At 32.6% G+C, this 22360-nt stretch carries 17 protein-coding genes and 1 pseudogene; 9 read left to right on the top strand and 9 right to left on the bottom strand.

The window, feature by feature from the left end; all coding sequences use genetic code 11:
- Positions 1–45 precede the first annotated feature (45 nt).
- Positions 46–567 carry a hypothetical protein gene (locus tag FDY99_RS01505; RefSeq protein ID WP_139418792.1) on the bottom strand — a complete coding sequence of 174 codons (522 nt, stop codon included), beginning with the start codon at positions 565–567 and terminating at the stop codon, positions 46–48.
- 649 nt (positions 568–1216) lie between these two features.
- On the bottom strand, positions 1217–2062 hold the full coding sequence (locus FDY99_RS01500) for a helix-turn-helix domain-containing protein (protein ID WP_162304127.1): 846 nt from the start codon (positions 2060–2062) through the stop codon (positions 1217–1219).
- A gap of 499 nt (positions 2063–2561) precedes the next feature.
- Between FDY99_RS01500 and FDY99_RS01495 the strand changes: the two genes are divergently transcribed.
- Positions 2562–2738 carry a histone H1 gene (locus FDY99_RS01495; protein WP_055981058.1) on the top strand — a complete coding sequence of 59 codons (177 nt, stop codon included), beginning with the start codon at positions 2562–2564 and terminating at the stop codon, positions 2736–2738.
- Positions 2739–2784: 46 nt separating this feature from the next.
- Here the strand turns inward: FDY99_RS01495 and FDY99_RS01490 are convergent, their stop codons facing one another.
- Entirely contained in the window at positions 2785–3591 is an 807-nt protein-coding gene (locus FDY99_RS01490; RefSeq protein ID WP_139418790.1) for an AraC family transcriptional regulator, read from the bottom strand.
- Positions 3592–3654: 63 nt separating this feature from the next.
- On the opposite strand from FDY99_RS01490, the gene FDY99_RS01485 reads away from it, so the two are divergent.
- The 4 genes from FDY99_RS01485 to FDY99_RS01470 all read left to right on the top strand — a co-directional run bounded on the left by FDY99_RS01485 (position 3655) and on the right by FDY99_RS01470 (position 8700).
- The gene (locus tag FDY99_RS01485; RefSeq protein ID WP_139418789.1) at positions 3655–4797 is read left to right on the top strand and encodes an Atu1372/SO_1960 family protein; all 1143 of its coding nucleotides are present in this window, start codon (positions 3655–3657) and stop codon (positions 4795–4797) included.
- A gap of 124 nt (positions 4798–4921) precedes the next feature.
- Entirely contained in the window at positions 4922–6070 is a 1149-nt protein-coding gene (locus FDY99_RS01480) for a carboxypeptidase-like regulatory domain-containing protein (protein WP_139418788.1), read from the top strand.
- Between the two features lie 6 nt (positions 6071–6076).
- Complete coding sequence (locus tag FDY99_RS01475; RefSeq protein WP_139418787.1) at positions 6077–6910, top strand: GLPGLI family protein; 834 nt, start codon at positions 6077–6079, stop codon at positions 6908–6910.
- Positions 6911–7137: 227 nt separating this feature from the next.
- The gene (locus FDY99_RS01470) at positions 7138–8700 is read left to right on the top strand and encodes a M20/M25/M40 family metallo-hydrolase (RefSeq protein ID WP_139418786.1); all 1563 of its coding nucleotides are present in this window, start codon (positions 7138–7140) and stop codon (positions 8698–8700) included.
- Positions 8701–8799: 99 nt separating this feature from the next.
- Here FDY99_RS01470 and FDY99_RS01465 read toward each other — a convergent pair whose 3' ends face one another.
- The 4 genes from FDY99_RS01465 to FDY99_RS01450 all read right to left on the bottom strand — a co-directional run bounded on the left by FDY99_RS01465 (position 8800) and on the right by FDY99_RS01450 (position 12937).
- The gene (locus FDY99_RS01465; RefSeq protein ID WP_139418785.1) at positions 8800–9198 is read right to left on the bottom strand and encodes a hypothetical protein; all 399 of its coding nucleotides are present in this window, start codon (positions 9196–9198) and stop codon (positions 8800–8802) included.
- Positions 9198–9758, bottom strand: coding sequence for an RDD family protein (locus FDY99_RS01460; RefSeq protein WP_139418784.1), 561 nt, complete (start codon positions 9756–9758; stop codon positions 9198–9200). The genes FDY99_RS01465 and FDY99_RS01460 overlap by 1 nt, the downstream gene beginning before the upstream one ends.
- 365 nt (positions 9759–10123) lie before the next feature.
- Positions 10124–10759, bottom strand: a complete 636-nt coding sequence (locus FDY99_RS01455; RefSeq protein ID WP_162304126.1) for an HAD family hydrolase — start codon at positions 10757–10759, stop codon at positions 10124–10126.
- Between the two features lie 54 nt (positions 10760–10813).
- Entirely contained in the window at positions 10814–12937 is a 2124-nt protein-coding gene (locus FDY99_RS01450; RefSeq protein WP_139418782.1) for a Tex family protein, read from the bottom strand.
- A gap of 193 nt (positions 12938–13130) precedes the next feature.
- On the opposite strand from FDY99_RS01450, the pseudogene FDY99_RS23245 reads away from it, so the two are divergent.
- Together FDY99_RS23245 and FDY99_RS23240 are read left to right on the top strand one after the other, a co-directional pair.
- A pseudogene (locus tag FDY99_RS23245) lies at positions 13131–13319 on the top strand (IS5/IS1182 family transposase); the annotation flags it as partial.
- A 111-nt stretch (positions 13320–13430) separates the two neighbouring features.
- Complete coding sequence (locus FDY99_RS23240) at positions 13431–13685, top strand: hypothetical protein (protein ID WP_228448717.1); 255 nt, start codon at positions 13431–13433, stop codon at positions 13683–13685.
- A 74-nt stretch (positions 13686–13759) separates the two neighbouring features.
- Here the strand turns inward: FDY99_RS23240 and FDY99_RS01440 are convergent, their stop codons facing one another.
- Positions 13760–16168, bottom strand: coding sequence for a hypothetical protein (locus tag FDY99_RS01440; RefSeq protein ID WP_139418781.1), 2409 nt, complete (start codon positions 16166–16168; stop codon positions 13760–13762).
- 358 nt (positions 16169–16526) lie between these two features.
- Between FDY99_RS01440 and typA the strand changes: the two genes are divergently transcribed.
- Positions 16527–18335, top strand: coding sequence for a translational GTPase TypA (gene typA / locus FDY99_RS01435; RefSeq protein ID WP_139418780.1), 1809 nt, complete (start codon positions 16527–16529; stop codon positions 18333–18335).
- A 190-nt stretch (positions 18336–18525) separates the two neighbouring features.
- On the top strand, positions 18526–20121 hold the full coding sequence (locus FDY99_RS01430; RefSeq protein WP_139418779.1) for a glycoside hydrolase family 10 protein: 1596 nt from the start codon (positions 18526–18528) through the stop codon (positions 20119–20121).
- A gap of 186 nt (positions 20122–20307) precedes the next feature.
- On the opposite strand, the gene metG is transcribed toward FDY99_RS01430, so the two are convergent.
- Entirely contained in the window at positions 20308–22344 is a 2037-nt protein-coding gene (gene metG / locus FDY99_RS01425; protein ID WP_139418778.1) for a methionine--tRNA ligase, read from the bottom strand.
- Positions 22345–22360 lie beyond the last annotated feature (16 nt).

Below are 22360 nucleotides of genomic sequence, written 5' to 3'. Positions count from 1 at the left end.
TCACAAATAAATTGTGACACTATAATATGCTATAGTTATAGTTTGTTATTTACTAACAATCGTATAAATTAATTTAGCTGTATAAACAGTAGGATCTTGATTTGCAATATAATTGTTTATGTAAGTATCTTGTCCAGCTCCTCTATATTCAATGCTGATCTTTTTGTTAGCTCCACCAGTTGTAGAAGTTACCAAAGTACTTTCGGTTCCAGCTAACGCTACGTTTTGCGAGTATTGAGCTCCATCAACAGCACTTGAACCAGCTGTAGCTGTTATTTTAATAGTATTTGATTGGATGTTTTTTCCTCCACTCTGCATTGTAGGGTTGTCAGTTTTTACTTTTACTTCAAAACCTCCTGTACTGTAGATGTTTAAGTGATCTGTATTGGGTGATGATACACCATTTAGATAGTCATCTGTTGTTTTGTACTCTAAGTTTACATCTTCTTGAGATTTGTTTACTACTAGCGTTTGAATTGGTTTTAATTTCACCTTTAATGTTACATTTTGAGCGCTAGCTGTTGCGAAAGCAAATAGTCCTGCTGCCGCGAATAAAAATTGTTTCATATTATCAATCAGTTTTAATTTAAGATAAGTTATTATCTATTCTTTTCGGGTGCAAAGATATGTATCATCTAGAGATTGGGATTTGCAAAAACATGTTTATTTTTTGCAAATTTTTACATAAATGATCAATAATACTAAGTTTTATATAATATAAAGCATTATTAATGAGAATATTCAATTTGAAGAGCTGTTTAAATTGCTTTAAAATGACTTATTATACATTTTGCTTGGAAAAAAATAAGGTAACTGGGTTCATTGATTTTATTCAATAAATCCAGTTACCATTGAAAACTGATGATGAAAAGTTTATTAATATGATGAATGTATCGGTTGAAAAGAATAGATTATAATACTAATAAAAACTTTGTGATTTGGTGTTCTTTCTTATTTTCTGATATAGATAATTTTTATTGTCTTTAATTATTACTGCAAATCTAGTCAGTATATATGCGTAATGCAATTTACTGTGGGTTTGATTTAATAATTTTTACGTGAAAATTTATAAATTTTCACGTAAAAATTATTTGTAAATATTTGATTTTAAATATTTACAATTTTTACATTAAGAATTATATGCAAATAAAAAATGCTCTATAAAATAGAGCAAAAATGAAGTTTAAAAATAAATTTATTGGAAATTACAGATGTTTTAGCGAATCATTTCTCTCATATCAGATGGCTTTTTTCCGCTGTGTTTTTTTATGAAATTAGTGAAATTGCCTTCATCTTTAAATCCTAAATCAAATGCAATTTCTGATAGAGTTTTATTTGAAAATTTAATTGCTTTCTCACATTCGAATCTTACTTTTTCAATAATCATCTGTTTGGCAGATTTACCATAAACAAATTCTGTCATTTCGGTTAGCTTCCTACTAGAAACTCTTAGTTCGTCCGCGTAGTGAGAAACCTTTTTTTCAGTTTTATAGTCTCTTTGAAGAATTACAGTAAATCGGTTAACTAAACTTATAGATTCTATGTGCTCTTTTGGCTCATTTTTATGATCAATATGCAAATGGGCATCAAGAATTAAACTTTCTATAGCGTTATGTGCAGCAGCAAAATAGATATTTACTTTGTCAATAACAGAAAATCTTTTAAGTCTTTCTATCAAAATAACTTTGTTGTACTCATTATTACCAAAATAGGGTGCTATAAAAATGTGCGATTTGCTGTTAAAAAAAATATTTGAATTTAAATATATACTGTCTTTCGATGTTTTGTCGAAAAACTCTTTAGAAAAAATAATAGCATAAATTTCTTTACCTAGTGCATTACCAAATTCTACCTTCTTTTGAGGTCCAATGAAAACAGAATTTCCAGCAGGTATATTATAGGGTTTGTTTTCAATAGTAATATTGAGATCTTCGGTAACCAAATAAATTGCAAAATATTCTAAAGTATTAAATTTTCTTGAAAAATTATTGCGTTCTATTATGTCAGAAACAAGATTAATGCTGAAGCCGTTTTTTTTTAATTCATCGGATACCTGATACATTGGTTTTCTTGTATTTTGAAAATGGTTATATTCTTCAAAAATAGGCATTAATTGGCGATAATTGTTGCTTTATTTTAAGATTTTGTTGTAATTTTTCAAGAAATTCCGAAAAGAAGTTTGATTATGTTATTTTGGTTTTGTTGAAAACCTGATTTACCTAAATTTAACCATATACACGACTATTCCGAATCCATTAATTTCTTTGTTGGTTCTTTTCTTTTTTGTTTAAAATATGATGTGATTATGTGAAATGGTGAATAATTAAAAAAGAAAAATGGGGAGATGAACGATTTTTTAGTTAAAATTGATTTTTTAGCTGAAATACTATCTTAAACGATAGAATGACCTATTAAATTCATAATCAATGTATTTTTAATAAATCATCATATATTTTTTTGTTTTTGATAATATATTTTAGATTCTATATGTCAAAAAATGCCTCTACAATTAGGCTGGAATGGTCTTAAACCATATATTTGCACCCTAAATTTTTATAGACATGAAAGAACTTATCGAAAAAATCAACGCAGAATTTGAAGCGTTCACAACTGAAGCTAACCAACAAGTTGAAAAAGGAAACAAAGCAGCTGGAACTAGAGCTCGTAAATCAGCTCTTGAACTAAGCAAATTGTTCAAAGACTTCAGAAAAGTTTCTGTTGAAGAATCAAAAAAATAAAAAATAAGCCGGCTGATTCAGTCGGCTTATTTTTTTTAGGTTAAAATTAAATATTCTTACTTACTTTTGGTTTCGTATTCATTATCGCCTGATAAGATGATGTAAATGCTGAAAGACTTTTGTATCCCACTTTATAAGCAATTTCGCTTAATGTAAACTGATTGGAGTTAATCAATTCTATACTTTTCAAAATTTTAATCAGTTGTGCATATTTCTTAATACTTATTCCGGTTTCCTGTTTGAAAATACGCTGAAGACTTCTTACAGAAAGATTTGCAGTTTCTGCTAATTCTTCGATGCTATAATCGTTTTGGAAATTTAAATTAATAAATTGGCAGACTTCAAGCAATCTCAAATCCGAAGGTAACGGAATTTGTAACGCCGTATTTTCTTTGCAAAAATTTGGAAGGCTAATCAATAATGCATTCATAAAAGCTTCCTGTTCATGGTTTTCAGCTGTTTCTTTATTCCATTTTTTAGCATAAAAAATCATTTCTTTTAAAATGGGAGGTGCAGGGAAAACATGTGTTGTCTTATAAAATTGGTTTTCCGGGATATTTTTAAATAAACTTACCATCAATTTTACAGTTTCTGCTTCTGAAGTTATTTTATGTTTTTGCAATGACGGAATCCAGATGACATGATTTTGCGGAACAAGATAAACTTTATTGTCAATGTGAAAATATTGGTAACCTTCTTTCACAAAAGTAAGTTGTGCTCGCTGATGAAGATGCTCGTCATCGTCATGTTGCCAATTTTCTTCGTACCAAATGTAAGCTTCTTTCTCAATGGAATCATCCAGAAATCCGTTTTCATTTTCAATAAGACTACATTTTGACTTGGCGTTTTGCATAAAGTTTTTGGCAAAATTAATAAAAATGACAGCACTAAATTTGTATTATCATAAATAATTTACATGAAAACACTCAATAGATTTTTAGCAGTTTTTATTTTAACAATAATTTCAAATGCAATGATGGCTCAAAATAACAAAGCAAAAGTATTAGTGCTGATTCATTCTGACAATGGCGGAACTTACGAATTGGCAAAGCAAATCTCTAAAGGAATTGAAGCTAATGGAAATGTTCAGAGCATAATTAAACAGGTAAAATCATCCACTTATACAAGTTTAAAAGATATTCCGGTTGCTTCTGTGGAGGAATTAAGTTCATACGACGGAATTGCTTTTGGTTCACCCGTTTATTTTGGAAATATCAGTACAGGAATGAGTGACTTTCTTTCTAAAACAGTGAATTTGTGGACCAATCACGCATTGGAAGGAATGCCTGCAACAGTTTTTATGTCAGCTGGAAGTGGAGCAGGGAATGAATTGGCAGTTCAGGCTTTTTGGAACAGTCTTTCCGTTCACGGGATGGTTTTAGTGTCAAACGGCATTCGAGGTGTTGAGAAAATTGATAAAAATATTCCTCAAGGAAATACTGTTTTGGGGGTAACAAGTCTTGCATCTATTAAAAATGTGGAGAGACCAAGCTCCGGTGAAAAGGAGATCGCTTTTGAACAAGGGAAAAACTTTGCAAAAGTTGTATTTGCCTTGAAAGGAACTTTTAACAAAAATTCTGAAATTAAAATTTCACAAAACAAAAGCATAGAAAAGGTTTTAGCCGAGAAAAATATTGTTCTTCCCAATGTTCCGAAACCTGCCGGAAATTATCAGCCTTTTGTAAGATCAGGAAATCTGGTTTTCATCAATCAGGTTGCTCTGAAAGACGGAAAAATTTTATTTCCAGGAAAATTGGGGGTGTCTGTAGATGAAAATCAGGTAAAAGAAGCGACTAAACAGACGATGCTGAATGTTTTAGCAGTTTTAAAAGATGCAGTAAACGGAGATTTAGACAAGGTAAAAAAAGTGGTGCAGCTTACCGGAATTTTCAACACGAAAGATGATTATACAAAGCACGCTGATTTGATGAATGTTGCTTCAGATCTTGCGGTAGACGTTTTTGGTGATAAAGGAAAACACGCAAGAGCTACATTTGGTGCTTCTTCTGTTCCAGTAAATTCTTCTGTAGAAATTCAGGCGATTTTTGAAGTAGATTAGTTTTAAAATATCGTTAAAGAAATTTAAATATTCACAAATAATATTAAATATATCAAACCTTATTGAAATGTATTCTCATTTGAATATATATTTGTTCCGCTAATAAACCATAGCGGAACTTTTTATGAAACATATTTCCTTTTTATTTGTTTTATTATCGGCATTTTTCTCTGCACAAAAATTACAGGTTGTAGATGCCGAAAACGGAAAACCCATTGCCAATGCAAGAATTGTTTTGTCAGATCAATTGGTTTATACGAATGAAGATGGTTTTGCTTCTGTTACTAATGATTCTAAAGATTTTGAAATATCGGCTTCGGGTTTTAAGAAAGAGAAATTTAAAAATTTCAACTCAGTCATTAAACTTCAACCCGTTTTTAAAGATATTGAAGAAGTTAAGATTACAAGTATAGATATCAAAAAGTTTTTTACAGATATTTTTAAAAATTATCAGAAAACATATTACGATGATCCTTCCGTTTATGATGTAGTCATGAAGCAGAAGTTTTTTGATAATAAAAAACTACACTTTATGGCTATCTCTGAAGCCAAACTCTGGAGCAAAACAAACTGGTATAACTTTAAAGATGGATATAATAAAAGATATGATGACATTATCCAATTACAGTTAAACAACGTTAAGTATTTTAAAAAAAACTCTGCAGACAGTGTATTTTATGCAAAAACAAATGAAGTAAATCATGATTATATCGGAAGTTATTTTTTTAATCATGAAGTAGATAGAGTATTGCAGTTTATGCGAACCAATAAAGCTAAATTCTCTGGAACTTTGGTTGGTGAAGAAGATGATGAGCAGTTGATCAATTTTAAAGTTACAACATCATATGGTGTAAAATTGGAAGGAAGTTTAAGATACAATAAGATTGATAAAGTAATTACTTCTTATCAAATAACTTACAATCAGGAAGATTTGGTCGCAGAAAAAAAGATTTCTACTGACGGCCGAGAATACACCGTAAAAGGCGGAATAGCGATTTACACTTACGAATTTTATAAAAAAGATGGAGTGTATGTTCCTGCGGTTACAAGAGTGGAAAGCGATCAATTTACTTATTTCTACAAAGATGAAACTCATGTGAAAAGAGCAATTCGGGAAGTTGTTTACAACACATTCGCAAGATCAGACAAAAAAGGTTTAGATCCAAAAGTAGATTTTAACAAAAGTATTTGGCTTAATGTTCCTGTAAAAGATGACAAAGAATCTACTGTTTTGCTTTCTGAAGAAGAACAGGAATTTATCAATAAGAAATAATTTACCATGAAAAATATACTTTTAACAACAGTTTTACTAGCTGGTTTTGCTGGAAAGGCGCAGACTCACCGTTTTATTTATGATGTAGAATACAAAAAAGATTCTACAGAAAATGTTACCACTAAAGAAAATTATCATCTCGATATTGAATCTAAAATGATTAAATATTATCCGCGTGATTTCTTTGTTGGAGATTCTTTGGTAACTAGAAATTTACCAATTACTGACGGTTCAAAATTTAATACATCTCATATTATTACTCATAAATCCAGTACGGCAGACTATGATTATTATGATGTTTTGGAAAATGTTGTTTTAAAACTTTCTTCCAAAAACACTCAAAACTGGAAACTTACTAATGAAAAAAAGAAAGTAAAAGATTTGAATATGCAAAAAGCGACTACAAACTGGGGTGGAAGAAATTGGACGGCGTGGTTTACCACAGATATTCCTTTTCAGGAAGGACCTTACAAATTTCACGGACTTCCCGGTTTAATTACAGAATTGTATGATGACAAAAATAATTACAAATTTGAATTGGTAAAAACCCAGAAGATTGCTAATCCAAAAGGAAATATGTACATCGATTATATGTTGGGAAGCAGTGTTGCTGTAGATGATACAAAGTACAAAGATTCTAAGTTGAAATATTACGATTCTCCCGTTAATTATTTAAGAAATGCAACACAACAAACCCATTCGAATGAAGAATTTTTTCTAAATGATGGAACTAAAGTCGGGCAAAATAATTCCCGTGAAATCAATGAAAGATTAAAGGAAAAAATCAGAAAATATAATAATCCGATAGAGTTGGATAAAGCGATAAAATATTCATTATAAAAGTAAAAAGTAAAAAGTAAAAAGTAAAAAGTAAAAAGTTTGCCTTAAATTCTAATAAAGTAATTTATAATTTTAGATCTGTGCAAATCTGTGTAGTCTGTGGGAGAAAGTAAAATTCATTTTCCCCTGATCATACATGTTTGCATAGATTTTTTATTTTTAATAGAAGGTTTTAAGAATTTTAATTTTCGCTAAATAACTTTATCTTTATGCCAATCAATAAAAGTATGAAGATAAACACCTTTTTTGCAGTTCCTGCAGTAGTTTTGGCGAGTCAGTTTGTCAATGCACAATCAACCACACAGAAATTAAATCCCATTGTTGAAAATTTTGTCAACGAAACCAATAATCATTCTCAATTAGAAGATATGGCGTTCGAATTATTAGACGGTATCGGTCCGCGTTTGGTGGGAACTCCGGAAATGCTAAAATCTAATGAATGGACTGCCAATAAATTAAAATCTTGGGGAATTGATGCCAATTTACAGCAATTCGGAACCTGGAAAGGTTGGCAAAGAGGAACTACACATGTCGATATGGTTTATCCACGTGTAAAATCTCTTTCTGCAACACAATTAGCTTGGAGTCCTTCAACGAAAAAAGCAGTTGAGGCAGAAGTGATAGTTCTTCCTAAAGTTTCTTCTAAAGCAGAATTCGATCAATGGCTTCCTTCTGCAAAAGGAAAAATAGTTTTGATGGCTCAATATCAGAAAATCGGTCGTTCAGATGAGCAGATCAAAGAATTTGCAACTCCTGAATTGTACGAAAAACTGAAAGCTGAAAAAGAGCAGGCTTCAAAAGACTTCCGTGATTATGTGAAGAATATCGGTTATGATAACAATACACTTCCTGAAGCTTTAGAAAAAGCAGGTGCAGCCGGAATTGCAATTTCAAACTGGACAGGAATTATGGGAGCAAACCGTATTTTCGGAGCGAAAACTTCAAAAATCCCAATGTTTGATATCGACGTAGAAGACTATGGAATGCTGTACAGAATGGCTGAAAAAGGAAGCAAACCGAGAATTAAAATTGACGCTCAATCAAAAATTCTTCCTGATACGAAGATATTTAATACCGTTGGAATGATTAAAGGTTCAGAAAAACCTAATGAATATGTAATTCTTTCTGCGCATTTAGATTCTTGGGACGGCGCTCAAGGAGCTACAGATAACGGAACAGGTGTTTTAACGATGCTTGAAACGATGAGAATCCTTAAAAAATATTATCCCAATCCTAAAAGAACCATCGTTGTCGGACTTTGGGGAAGTGAAGAGCAAGGTTTAAATGGTTCAAGAGGTTTTGTTGCCGATAATCCTGAAATTATTAAAGGAACTCAGGCAGTTTTTAACCAAGATAACGGAACGGGAAGAGTGATTAATATTGCAGGTCAAGGTTTTGTAAAGTCGTATGATTATATCGGGAAATGGCTGAATGCAGTTCCAAAAAATGTGAGAGATCACATCAAAACAGATTTCCCGGGAATGCCGGGTGGAGGAGGATCGGATCACGCTTCATTTGTTGCAGCAGGAGTTCCAGGATTTTCTTTAAGCTCGCTAAACTGGGGCTATTTTGGTTACACATGGCACACTACGAAAGATACTTATGATAAAATTGTTTTTGATGAAGTGAAAAATAATGTGATTCTTACTGCAACTTTAGCGTATATGGCATCTGAAGATCCTGAATTTACAAGCAGAGAGCGCAGAACAATGCCTGAAAATGATAAAGGAGAAGTCGCAAAATGGCCGGAATTAAAAGAGCCAAGAAGAGATTCTAAAGATTACAAATAATTAAAACTATCATTTAAGTAATAACTTATTTCTGAAGAAAAAAAATGGGTTGAGATCATATCTTAACCCGTTTTTATTTATTTAAAAATGAAAAAAATTTTATTTTACACGAACGAAAACCTGATCATCAAAATCCGGATACGTTCTTATGAGTGTATCTTGGTTTTTAAAACCAATAAAATTTTTATTTAAAGTTGTATTCTCATATAGAAATTCTTTAAAAGGAAATATATTGTATTCTTCAGATTCTACAAATTTATAATTGAACTGTTTATTACTAATTTCACGTTCTCGCTGAGCTTTTTGAGGTTCAAAAATTGTAACAGTATATCTGTCTTCAATTATTTTATTTTCATGTGTTTTCTGTTTTATCTCTAATTGTATGTTAAATGAATCATTGGTTTTCCAAGAACCGATGAAATCTTTACCGTTATTTGTTTTAGATTTTGGTTTACAGCTTATAATAAGTGCAAAAAATAGGAAATATAGATATTTCATTAATTTAGTATTTTATAATTGAGCAGTTTTCTGATTTCTAAAAGTTGACGTTCTTTTACAATATAAGTTTTACATAATTTATTATTCATGTGCATACTGAAATGCATAGTAGTTTTAGAGGCTTCATAATTGCTATTTGGACCTGAAACTACATCTTCAAATACAGGAAAGAAATTAGCAAACGATAATATATTTCTAAGCATGGATTTTAAAATTTTCGGATAATTCCCAAAATCATCAATAACTTTTAATTTAAATAACTTCTTTCCCAATGTTGTTCCGAATATAGATTCAGATATAGTTCCATAAATAAGAACGCATGCAATTGAAAAGAATAAAGAGACAATAATAATCTTGTTAAAACCATAATGAAATATCAGGAAGAATGGAATCAAATCGATAACTTTTGCATATAAACGTTCTCTTTCATTTCCTTTGTGTGTCGGATTATATGGAAAATCATATTCAAATTCATTGTAAATACGGTTACCATCAGAATCGAAATTTCGGGTTGCTCTTCGTATTATTTTTCTTTCTTTAAGTTCTGATATTCTTTTCATCTATAATTAAAATTAAATGTTTTTCATAAATTATCAATAGAGTTTGAATTAAAAATAATTATTATATTAATTCTGTTTAAATTTTTATAAAATACTATTTTGTTGGAAAACACAAAGGCGCAAGATTTTTATCTTTTTTATTTTTTAAGGTGCAAAACACTTCATAAAAAATTTAAAAATAAAACAGTTAAATTTTATCGTAGATAAAATCCTTGCGCCCTAAAACAGTTTATACTATAAATTGCGCCTTTGCGATTACCAACTTTTAAAGTTATCACAAGCTTATTTATTATTTTAAAACTAATAAAGCAAGAACATCATGCTCTTGCTTTACTATTTATCTCCACCATCAAAGTAAATAAGGTTTAAATACAAAATTCCAGATCTGAAAATTTTGAAACGGAAGGTTTATATTCTGGAATATTCAATGCTCCAAAACCATATTCACAAAAAATAAATGATAAAAGGTTTGCTTTTGCAGAATCATAATCTGTCTGTGTGTCGCCTATGTAAAATGAATTTTCATGGCTTAAATGATTTCTTTCCATGATCAGTTTTATGTTTTCGGCTTTCGGCTTTTTTGTGCGTCCATGAGATTCAATGTCTGTAAACAGATCATTAAATTGATAGTATTCTAAAAATGCTTCAATATATCCATCCTGACAATTGCTTACAATGAATAGATCGTGTGTTTTTTTCAAATTCGTTAGAGTTTCTGCCACTCCTTCATAAAGAATACCGCCGTGAGTACGCAAAACCTTATTTTCCTTCTGTACAATTTCCACAAGAATCTCCTGCACCTGTTGATCTGAAATTCCGGGAATGATATCTTTTAAAATATCATCAAATAGAAGTCCCATATATTGATCCATATCTTCAGGTTTCAATTCTGTTTGCAAGAGTTGACGTTGGGTTAAAACCTCATTCCAGATTTTGATGATTGTCGCTCTGGGATCCCAAAGCGTTCCGTCTAAATCGAAAATTAAATTTTTTTTATTCAAAATATATTGTTATTTAGATTGATCTATAATTGAAGAGCTTTTGCAAAGGATAATTTATAAAACCATGCTGAGCTGAATTCTCTTCCTCGCTTCATCCACTTCGGTAACTCTTACCTGAACGTGTTGATGTAATTTCACCACCTCATTAACATCAGAAACGAAACCGTCTTTCAATTGAGAAATATGAACTAAGCCGCTCTCTTTAATTCCTAAATCTACAAAACATCCGAAAGCGGTAATATTGTTGACAATTCCGGGAAGAATCATTCCAGTTTTTAAGTCGGTAATCTTTTTTACATTAGGATCAAATTCAAAAACTTTTGCCGCTTTTCTAGGATCTAATCCTGGTTTTTCAAGTTCTTTCAAAATATCTTTTATTCCTAAAATCCCGATGTCTTCCGTTATATATTTTTCAGGTTCAATTAAATTGATTTTCTCTTTATTGGCAACTAATTCATTGGTTTTAATGCCTAAATCTTTTGCCATTTTTTCGATAATTCCATATGCTTCGGGATGGACTGCCGAATTATCTAAAGGATTTTCTCCATTGGTAATCCTGATGAAAGCTGCAGCCTGTTGAAATGCTTTTTCGCCTAAACGCGGAACTTTTTTCAGTTGTTTTCTGTTTTCAAAAGCACCGTTTTCAGCACGGTAATTCACAATATTTTCCGCCATCTTTTTTCCAATTCCGGAAACATAGCTTAAAAGTGATTTGCTTGCGGTATTCAAATTAATTCCGATGGAGTTTACGCATTTCATTACCGTAGAATCCAGTTCGTTTTTCAATTGTGTTTGGTCTACATCGTGTTGATATTGACCAACACCAATTGATTTAGCATCAATTTTTACCAATTCAGCCAACGGATCAGAAAGTCTTCTTCCGATAGAAACTGCACCACGAACGGTTACATCAAAACTCGGAAATTCATCTCTTGCAATTTTACTTGCAGAATAAACAGATGCTCCTGCTTCCGAAACTACAAAAACCTGTAATGGTTTATCAAAACCAATTTTTTTAATGAAAAATTCAGTTTCACGGCTTGCAGTTCCGTTTCCGATAGAAATTGCCTGAATATTATAAGCATTTACCATCGAACGTATTTTTTTCATCGCCATTCCGCTTTCGTTTTGCGGAGCATGCGGATAAATGGTTTCGTTGTGGAGTAGATCTCCTTTTTCATCCAAACAAACCACCTTACAACCACTTTTAAAGCCCGGATCAATCGCTAAAATTCTTTTTTCTCCTAAAGGCGGAGCTAATAAAAGCTGACTTAAGTTTTCAGAAAATATTTCGATGGCTTTTTTATCGGCTTTTTCTTTTGCTTCCTGAAGAGTTTCGTTGGAAATTGCTGGTTCTAAAAGTCTTTTATAAGAATCTTTGATGGCTAAAGCGATTTGCTCTGAACTTTCATTTTTAGATTTAATAATCGCATTTTCAATAAAATCAACAGCTTCTTCTTTATCGATTTCGATATTTATTTTTACAAAACCTTCAGCTTCAGCTCTGAGCATTGCCAAAATTCTGTGAGAAGGAGTTCGGTTAAGGCTTTCTTCCCATTCAAAATATTGTGAAAATTTTTGAGCCGCTTCATCATCTTTTTTTGCTTTCACTACTTTTGAAGTAACGACAGCTTTGCGCTGAAAAAGACGACGAAGATTTTTTCGAACATACATATTTTCATTAATCCATTCTGCCATGATATCTCTTGCGCCTTGCAAAGCTTCTTCTTCAGACGAAACCTGATCATTCAGATATTTTGAAGCCAAAAACTGAATATCCTGAGCTTTTTGGCTCATAATAATTTTAGCTAAAGGCTCAAGACCTTTTTCTTTGGCAGTATCGGCTTTGGTTTTTCTGCGTTTTTTGAAAGGTAAATACAAATCTTCCAGCTCCTGAAGATCAAAACTTTCTTCAATTTTTGTCTTTAATTCTGGAGATAAAGCATCTTGCTCTTCTATGGATTTTAAAATACTTTCTTTACGTTTTACTAGGTCTTCAAACTGTTTGTTGAGTTTTGAGATTTGCTCAATTTCTGTTTCATCTAAATTTCCTGTAGCATCTTTTCGATAACGAGAAATAAATGGAATGGTGCAGTCTTCAGATAATAGTTTTAAAGTAGCATTAATGCTTTTGTCGGATAGGTTGAGTGTTTTATGTATAAATTCTGTTGCGTTCATTCTGCATTTTTAGAATGGCTAAAATACTGACTTTTTTAGAGGAATAAAATATGCGCAAATGGTAATTTAAATTATGTAAGATTAATTTATCAAATATTTTTAACGAATTTAGAATAAAAACCTGTTTAAACTTTTTAGAAAAAGAGTTTCCAGAAAATTAGCAATTTAGAGTTGCAAAAAAAAGAACTAAAATCTGGAACTCATAAGCAAAGATAAACTGGAAAAATGGATTTTACCTCATTTAAGCAAAGGCAAGCGAGGATTTTCCACGAGATTTTATTTAGGAAAAATCTTTAAACTTATTATTAAACGATTAAAAACGGGCTGTCAATGGCGGGAATTAAGCCTTAAAGAATACTTTTCAAAAGAAACAATAAGCTGGCAACTCGTCTATTATTATTTCAGTAAATGGAGTAAAGATGGTTCTTTCAAACGAATTTGGATTTCTCTTCTCCAGAATAATAAAAGGAAATTAGATCTTTCCAGTGTCCAATTGGATGGAAGCCATACCCGAAGTAAAACAGGAGGACAATCGGTAGGCTATCAGGGAAGAAAATCATCTAAGACCAGTAATTGTATTTTTATCTGTGATAATCAGGGACAAATGCTTTCAATGGGAAAGCCAATAAGCGGTGAACATTGTGTTATATCTCAAAGATACTCAAAAATGAAAGCAATTCACAACAATGTAAACGTATGCGGAACCACTCCAACGGTTGTGTTATATCTCAAAGATACTCAAAAATGAAAGCAATTCACAACATATTAGACGATAAGGTTGAGTTCGAAATCGTTGTGTTATATCTCAAATATACTTAAAAATTAAGGCAACAACTTTTCATAGTAAACAGGCGTATATTTTTCAGCATCAAATCCCATAATCATAAATCGGATTTTTTTTGCAGTATCATTATTATAAAAATCAACTTTTGCGGGAGTAGTCGGATCTATTTCCACATTGGGATTCCAGTAGAGTACGGGTCTGTAATCGCTAGTTATTTTAGATAATTCAGAATTTCCATAATCAGAATCGGGATATCCTTCAGATTCATTATAACCTTCCATCACAAAAAAGTTGAGGTTAACCATTTCTGAAAGTGTATTTGCTTTGGCTACAGGTTTCATATCTCCTCTTTTTGTATAAATCAGTACACTGCCACTACCACCGCCACTCATACCAATTGCACCGTCTTTAATAATTTTTACCATAGCGATATTATCTGCCGACAAGCCGGTAAGAGTACTTGCATCAGTTAGCATTTCATCCAGATAAACATTTGCTTTTGCTTGACGGATGTAAGGGGTTGGAGTTCCATTTTCGTAATTAATTGTTAATCCGGCAGCGCGACCTTGTAGCCATTGTAATATATTTTGTGAACCCGCAGCAGATTGGTTCTCATTGACAAAATCAAAAACAATCTCACTCATGCTTCTGTAAAGCGGACTACTCAGTTTGTTGTTAAGTTCGTCTTTGAGGTTTTTCTTTTTCGTTTTTAGTTTTACTTCCTCAATGGTGATTATCTTTTCATCATACTCTTTTTTTGCTTTTTGAGCTGCGATTATTTTATTAATTTCTGGGGGTTGCGATGAATTTGATGCTCTGTCTACTAGTTGATATCCTTCAATTGTCGGTAATTCTTTTTTTAATGGGATAAAAGTATTGGCAGGATGCACATACACATTGGTTCTGCTCTTTAAAGCGGCATTAGCTCCATTAACCTGATAAGTAATTTTAATAGGTTTTTCAAAAATCATATTATCAAAAAGAAATTCTCCGTTACTATCTGTTTCAACCTGAAAAACCTGATTTCCGGATTTGTCTCCCTCAACAAACATGATGAGGCTTTGCTGAGGGGCAGGTTTAGTGTTTACCGTTAATTTTCCTTTATAGGAAATATATTTTGAGGCATTATTAATGATTTCCGGATGTTTTCCAGAAATAATTTCTTTCCAGTCAAACATTTTCCATTGTTCCGAAATGAGAAGAGCATCCAATGCATCGGTGTTTCTTTTTTCACTAAAATATTGGGCAGGACGATCGATTTTAGACTTAACAACACTTGAAAGCCATAATGAGCTTAAAAGATTTTCGTTTAGCAAAGATTTTTTATCTTCAGGATCAAATACTGCGATAGAATAACTCGGAACATCTTTAATAGCTTTCACATTAAAAGAATTAAACCCTCTTTTTTCCGTACTTAAAGTTTCAGATTTTACTTCCGGAAAAGAAATATTTAAGTTTTGTGGCATCACAAAACACATTCTGCTCACCAATACATTTTCTTTATCATCAAATACAGTAAGCTGTAAAACACCGTTGATTAGTTGATTGGTGGGTATTGCCTGGAATGAATCTTTTAACTGATTAACTTTCGCTTTGTAAACCAACTGATCACCCATATTGGCTATAACAGTGTAATAAGGGATGTTTTCTCCGGTATTTTTTATTTTGTATCTGATATTTTCTTTTTCACTGCTCACTTGCAGGCTTACTCCTTTTTCGGAAGCTATAGGAAGGGCTACAGATTTTTGTAAACCATTATTGTCTGTAATCACCGCCTCGTAAATTTTATCTTTCTCAGGAGTTAATGAGAAAACTCCAACATTTTCGTCTAAACCTTTAAAAGTTGTGATTTTCTTTTCAGGATGGTTCTTTTCAATGATATATCCTTCCCATTGAGAGGGAGGTATTCCGATATTATGAAGACGTATAGCTATTTTAGACTGATTTCCAACAATAAAAGAATTTCCTTCCGGATGCACTGTCGCAGACCACGAAGAAGACTTATCTGTAACCAGTTTTTTAGGTGAAGAAGGGTTATAGATAGGAATTTGCTTAATGTATTGGAAATCCTCACTCAGATTGCTCATCATTGGAGTATAGGCTCTGACGAAATAAATATCTTCACTCAAGCTTTCAGGAATCTGAAAACTTCCCTGAACTACTCCGTTAAAAATAGGAAATCTCTTTCTCAGAATCTGTTTTTTATTTTTATCATAGAGCTCAATAAAAAAGTTGGTTGAAAGATCTGATATGGTGAAGTTTCTGAAAACCATTGCATTAAACCACAGCGTTTCTCCCGAAAGATACAAATCTTTATCTGTAAGGATATAAAGATTTTCCTGTGAAAGATTTTCGTTAATATATTGAAGAGCCTTGTCGGCAGATTGTTGTGAGTGAATGTGGCTGAAAGATGCCAAAAGAAAACAGAATGTAATTATTCTTTTCATATTCTATACTACATTAAGAGTATACAAATAAAGTGAAAACTGTTTGTATGATAAAATATTTAATATATTTTATGATTTAATAATTTATTAGAGATGTTTTCAAGCAATTTTATAATTGATAAGATTATTTATACGGAATATTTTAGGTCATTTATTTTGATTTAATCCCTCCTTTTCAGCTATTCTAAACGTATTTAATCTCTTAATTTGCTGTAAAGTAGTTTGTTGTTAACTGATGAATTGTTAATTAAAATTGCTTGTAAAATGGAATTCGCTCATTATGAATTTGTTAATAAATAAATATTGATAGTGGTTAATTCATTAAAAATCACTAATTTCGCACCCGTAAAAATCATTCATGCAAAACATTAGAAATATTGCGATTATCGCACACGTTGACCACGGTAAGACTACTTTGGTTGATAAGATTATTCATGCTACAAACATTTTCAGAGAAAATCAGGAAAGTGGAGAATTAATAATGGATAACAACGATCTTGAAAGAGAAAGAGGAATTACCATTTTATCAAAAAATATTTCTGTTACTTATAAAGATACAAAAATTAACGTTATCGATACTCCTGGTCACGCCGATTTTGGTGGAGAAGTAGAAAGAGTATTGAAAATGGCAGACGGTGTTATCTTGTTGGTAGATGCGTTCGAAGGACCAATGCCTCAAACAAGATTCGTATTGCAGAAAGCTCTAGAATTAGGTCTTAGACCTTTAGTTGTTATCAACAAAGTTGACAAACCAAACTGTCGTCCGGATGAGGTTCACGATCAGGTATTTGATCTATTCTTCAATCTTGAAGCTACTGAAGAGCAGTTGGATTTCCCAACATTCTATGGTTCATCTAAACAAGGATGGTTCAACACTTCATTAGAGCAAACTGACAATATTTTCCCATTACTAGACGGTATTTTGCAATATGTTCCTGAGCCTAAAGTAGAGGAGGGTAACTTGCAGATGCAGATCGTTTCTCTAGATTTCTCTTCTTTCTTAGGAAGAATTGCAATCGGAAAAGTAATCAGAGGAGAAATTAAAGAATCTCAATGGATTGGTCTTGCTCAGGCAGACGGAAAAGTTGTAAAAGGAAAAGTAAAAGAATTATACGTTTTCGAAGGTTTAGGAAAGAAAAAAGTAACTGAAGTAAAAGCTGGAGATATCTGTGCTGTAGTAGGTTTCGACGCTTTCCAGATTGGAGATTCTTTCGTAGATCTTGAAAACCCTGAACCATTGCCAAGAACTGCAATTGATGAGCCTACATTGAACATGACGTTCTCAATCAACAATTCACCTTTCTTCGGTAAAGATGGTAAATATGTAACTTCTAATCACTTAAAAGAAAGATTAACTAAAGAATTAGAGAAAAACCTTGCATTAAGAGTTCAACAGACTGATGATGCAAACACTTTCTTGGTATTCGGTAGAGGTATTCTTCACTTATCAGTTTTAATTGAAACAATGAGAAGAGAAGGTTACGAAATGACAATTGGTCAGCCACAGGTTATCTTGAGAGAAGGTGAAAATGGTGAGAAGTTGGAGCCTTACGAATCTTTGGTAGTAGACGTTCCTGAAGAATTTGCTTCAAGAGTAATCGACTTAGCTACTCAGAGAAAAGGTGACCTTCACATTATGGAAACTAAAGGTGAAATGCAACACATGGAATTCGAAATTCCTTCAAGAGGTTTGATCGGATTGCGTTCTCAAATGTTGACAGCTACTGCAGGTGAAGCTATTATGGCACACCGTTTCACAGAATACAAGCCTTTCAAAGGTGCTATTCCTGGAAGAAGTAATGGTGTGTTGATTTCTAAAACTCAAGGTCCTGCAACTGAATATTCTATTGCTAAATTACAGGATAGAGGTAAATTCTATGTTGATCCGGGTGAGGAGATTTATGCAGGTATGGTTATCGGTGAGCAAAACAAGCCGGGTGACTTAGTTGTAAACATCGTTGAAGCAAAACAATTGAACAACATGCGTGCTTCTGGAAAAGATAAAGATACTGGTGTTGCACCAAAAATCTTATTCTCTCTTGAAGAATGTATGGAATATATCCAAGCTGATGAAGCAATCGAGGTAACTCCTAACTTCATCCGTATGAGAAAGAAAATCCTTTCTGAAGAAGAAAGAAAAAGAATGGAAAGAGGAGCGAAAGCATAATCCTAAATTCTCAAATATATTTAAAGCCTCGATTTTCGGGGCTTTTTTATTTTATTAATAAAATCATATTAAAGAGTTTTTTATTCTTTTCTGTTTTAACTAAATTATACAGTCTGAGATTTCTCAAATTATCTTTATATCATTAGTTTTGTGTTTTTAACAATTCAGAAATCCTTTCTTGGAATCATATATGAAAATCTCTAAAATAAAATTAGTCTGCATATTAGGTATGTTTGCTTCTTTCAGTACTTCATGTGCTGTAAGAGAAAATACTCCGAAAGTAAAAAATAAAGTATCGAATAATACGATTAAAACTCCAAATCCTAAATTAGTTCCGCCCATCGCAGCGATTCCTGTTAATGAAGAGTTTAGAGTGAATCTTCCTGCAATAAAAAGAGAATTCCGTGGCGTATGGATTGCAAGTGTAGCCAATATTAACTGGCCTTCAAGAAATAATCTTTCTGTAGATCAACAAAAGGCTGAAGCCACCAATATGTTGAATATGCTTCAGGAAAATAATTTTAATGCAGTTATTTTTCAGGCACGTCCGTCTGCAGATGCCTTATATACAAGTGAATTGGAGCCATGGTCTTATTTTTTGACTGGAAAAACAGGAGAACCTCCATATCCAAATTATGACCCGTTACAATTTTGGATTGAAGAAGCTCATAAAAGAGGAATGGAACTTCATGTTTGGCTGAATCCTTACAGAGCACATCATTCGAATGGGGGAGCGGTTTCCAACCAATCGATGGTGAATAAACTTTCAGATATTACCATTAAACTGAAAAACGGAATGTATTGGTTTGATCCTGCTAATCCTAAAACTCAGGGACATGTTTCTAATGTTGTGAAAGATTTGGTGAAAAGATATGATTTGGATGCGATACATTTTGATGATTATTTTTATCCATACGCAACCTACAACAGAGGGATTGATTTTCCGGATCATGAAAGCTGGAGAGTTTATCAAAGTTCTGGAGGTACACTTTCCAGACCAGACTGGAGAAGAGATCAGGTGAATCAATTTGTAGAAAGAATTTACAAAGAAATTCACGCTGAGAAAAATTACGTAAAATTTGGAATTAGTCCGTTTGGAATCTGGAAACCAGGTTATCCGGAAGGAATTGTTGGTTCTTCGCAATATGATGAACTGTTTGCTGATGCTAAATTATGGTTGAATAAAGGTTGGGTAGATTATTTTTCTCCACAATTGTATTGGCCCATCGATTCAAAAGGACAAGCTTTTGCTTCTCTGTTAAATTGGTGGAAATCTGAAAATACCATGAACCGTCATCTTTGGCCGGGTTTAAATACCGTTGAAATAAAAGTTTCCGACAGACCGGGCGAAATTAAAAATCAGGTGGAATTGTCAAGACAGATTTTGAAAGATGATGCAGGAGAAGTACATTGGAGTATTGCTGGTTTAACGAAAAGTTCAAACATGCTTCCTACTTTAAAAAACGGACCTTATAAAGAAAAAGCTTTAATACCAAAAAGCCCTTGGATAAAAGCAGTTCCTTTAGAAAAACCAACTTTATTCATCAATGATAATGGAAGTTCTATCCAGACAAGCTGGAGCTCTAAAAATATAGGAAATGTTTTTCAATGGGTTCTTTTTACTCAATACAATGGAGTTTGGGAAACCGAAATTCTTACATTAGAGAATCTTTCAAAAGAAATTCCTAAGTTTAAAGACGGCAAAAATTTGAATGCCATTGCAATAAAAGCAATTGACCGTTTAGGAAACGAGAGTGATTATATGGCGAAGAAAATAACGAGATAATAAATATTTTTTTTATTAAAAACTAATCAAAAAAATTAGTCGCCTAAATAAAAAATGTGAGACGTATAACTTAAACAAATTAGACGTCTAATTTCCATAATTAAGACGTCTAATTTTTATAAAAATATAATCATAAAAAAAACGACGCAGAATTTGCGTCGTTTCATTTATCTAAATATTGAAAATTTATCCAATCTCAATTCCGTTCTCAACATTGCTGTCGTCCGGAGTTACAAAAGATAATTTTCCATCTGGTTTTGTTGTTAATAACAACATTCCCTGAGATTCAATTCCTCTGATTTTTCTTGGAGCAAGATTTAATAAGATCATCACTTGTTTTCCGATCACTTCTTCAGCGGTAAAGCTTTCTGCAATCCCTGAAACTACAGTTCTTACATCAACTCCTGTATCAACAGTTAGTTTTAATAATTTATCAGCTTTTTCTACTTTTTCAGCTTCAATAATCGTTGCTGTTCTCAAGTCGATTTTTGTAAAATCATCAAACTGTATTTCCTCTTTCATTGGGTTGGCGTTAGGATTTGTTTTTTTATTGCTTTGTTTTGTATTTTCTAATTTCTGAATCTGAGCTTCAATAACGTCGTCTTCAATTTTTGAGAAAAGAAGAGATGCTTCGTTGATTTGATGACCCGTTTCAATTAAAACAGTTTTTGTTTCAACAGTATTCCAGTCTGATTTTTGAACGTTAAACATATTCAATAATTTCTCAGAACTGAAAGGCATAAACGGTTCACACAATTGCGCTAAAGCAACTGCAATCTGAGCTCCAACAAATAATGAATGCGCCGCTTTTTCAGGATTATCTTTAATCGTTTTCCAAGGTTCTTCAGCCTGAAGATATTGGTTTCCGAAACGAGCTAAATTCATTAAAGCCGTTAAAGAATTTCTGAATTCGTAATTTTCAAGGAATCCTGAAATTTCTTTTGCTGATTTATTGATTTCCGCTAATTCAAGAGCATTTACATCACCTAGAGGAACGATTCCATCATAATATTTATGAATTAAAACCGCAACTCTGTTGATGAAGTTTCCAAAAATTCCAACCAATTCAGAATTGTTTTTAGTCTGGAAATCTTTCCATGTAAAGTTATTATCTTTCGTTTCCGGAGCTGAAGAAAGTAATGCATAACGCAAAACATCCTGCTGTCCAGGGAAATCTTCAACATATTCGTGTGCCCAAACCGCCCAGTTTCTTGAAGTTGAAATTTTATCGTTTTCAAGATTTAAAAATTCAAAGGCAGGAACATTTTTCGGCATTTTGTAATCTCCGTGAGCTTTCATCATCGCAGGGAAAATAATACAGTGGAACACGATATTATCCTTTCCAATAAAATGTACTAAATCAGATTCTTCACTTTGCCAGTAATCTTTCCAGTCTTTTCCATTTTTTGCAGCCCATTCTTTGGTGAAAGAAATGTAACCGATCGGTGCATCAAACCAAACATACAATACTTTTCCGTCTGCTCCGGGAAGTGGAACAGGAACACCCCAGTTCAAATCTCTGGTCATTGCACGAGGTTTTAAACCATCATTTAACCAAGATTTTACCTGTCCGTAAACATTCGGTTTCCAATCGTCTTTATGACCTTCGATAATCCATTCGTTTAGGAAATCTTCATATTCATTTAATGGTAAATACCAGTTTTTTGTTTCTTTTAAAATAGGAACATTTCCGCTCAACATTGATTTTGGATTGATCAATTCTGATGGCGAAAGGGTAGAACCACATTTCTCACACTGATCTCCGTAAGCGTTTTCGTTTCCGCAGTTCGGACAAGTTCCAACGATATATCGGTCAGCCAAAAATTCATTAGCCTGCTCATCGAAATATTGCTCAGACATTTCTTCCGAAAATTTCCCTTTTTCATAAAGAACTTTAAAGAAATCCTGGCTTGTTTCACGGTGATTAGCCGAAGTTGTTCTAGAATATTCATCAAACGAAATTCCCAAATCTGAAAAAGATTTTTTGATGATCTCGTGATATTTATCGACAATATCTTGTGGGGTAACGCCTTCTTTTTTAGCTCTTATGGTGATAGGAATTCCATGTTCATCGCTTCCGCAAATAAAAGCAACATCTTTTCCTGATCTTCTCTGAAATCTAGCATAAACATCTGCAGGAATGTAAACTCCAGCCAAATGCCCAATATGAACCGGTCCGTTTGCATATGGCAAAGCCGCCGTAATCATCTTTCTGTTTGACATTTATAGTATAGTTTTA

This window comes from Chryseobacterium mulctrae (assembly GCF_006175945.1).
Taxonomy (GTDB): Bacteria; Bacteroidota; Bacteroidia; order Flavobacteriales; family Weeksellaceae; genus Chryseobacterium; species Chryseobacterium mulctrae.
Note: the sequence above shows the minus strand (reverse complement) of the source record. Positions and strands in the feature narration are given on the sequence as shown.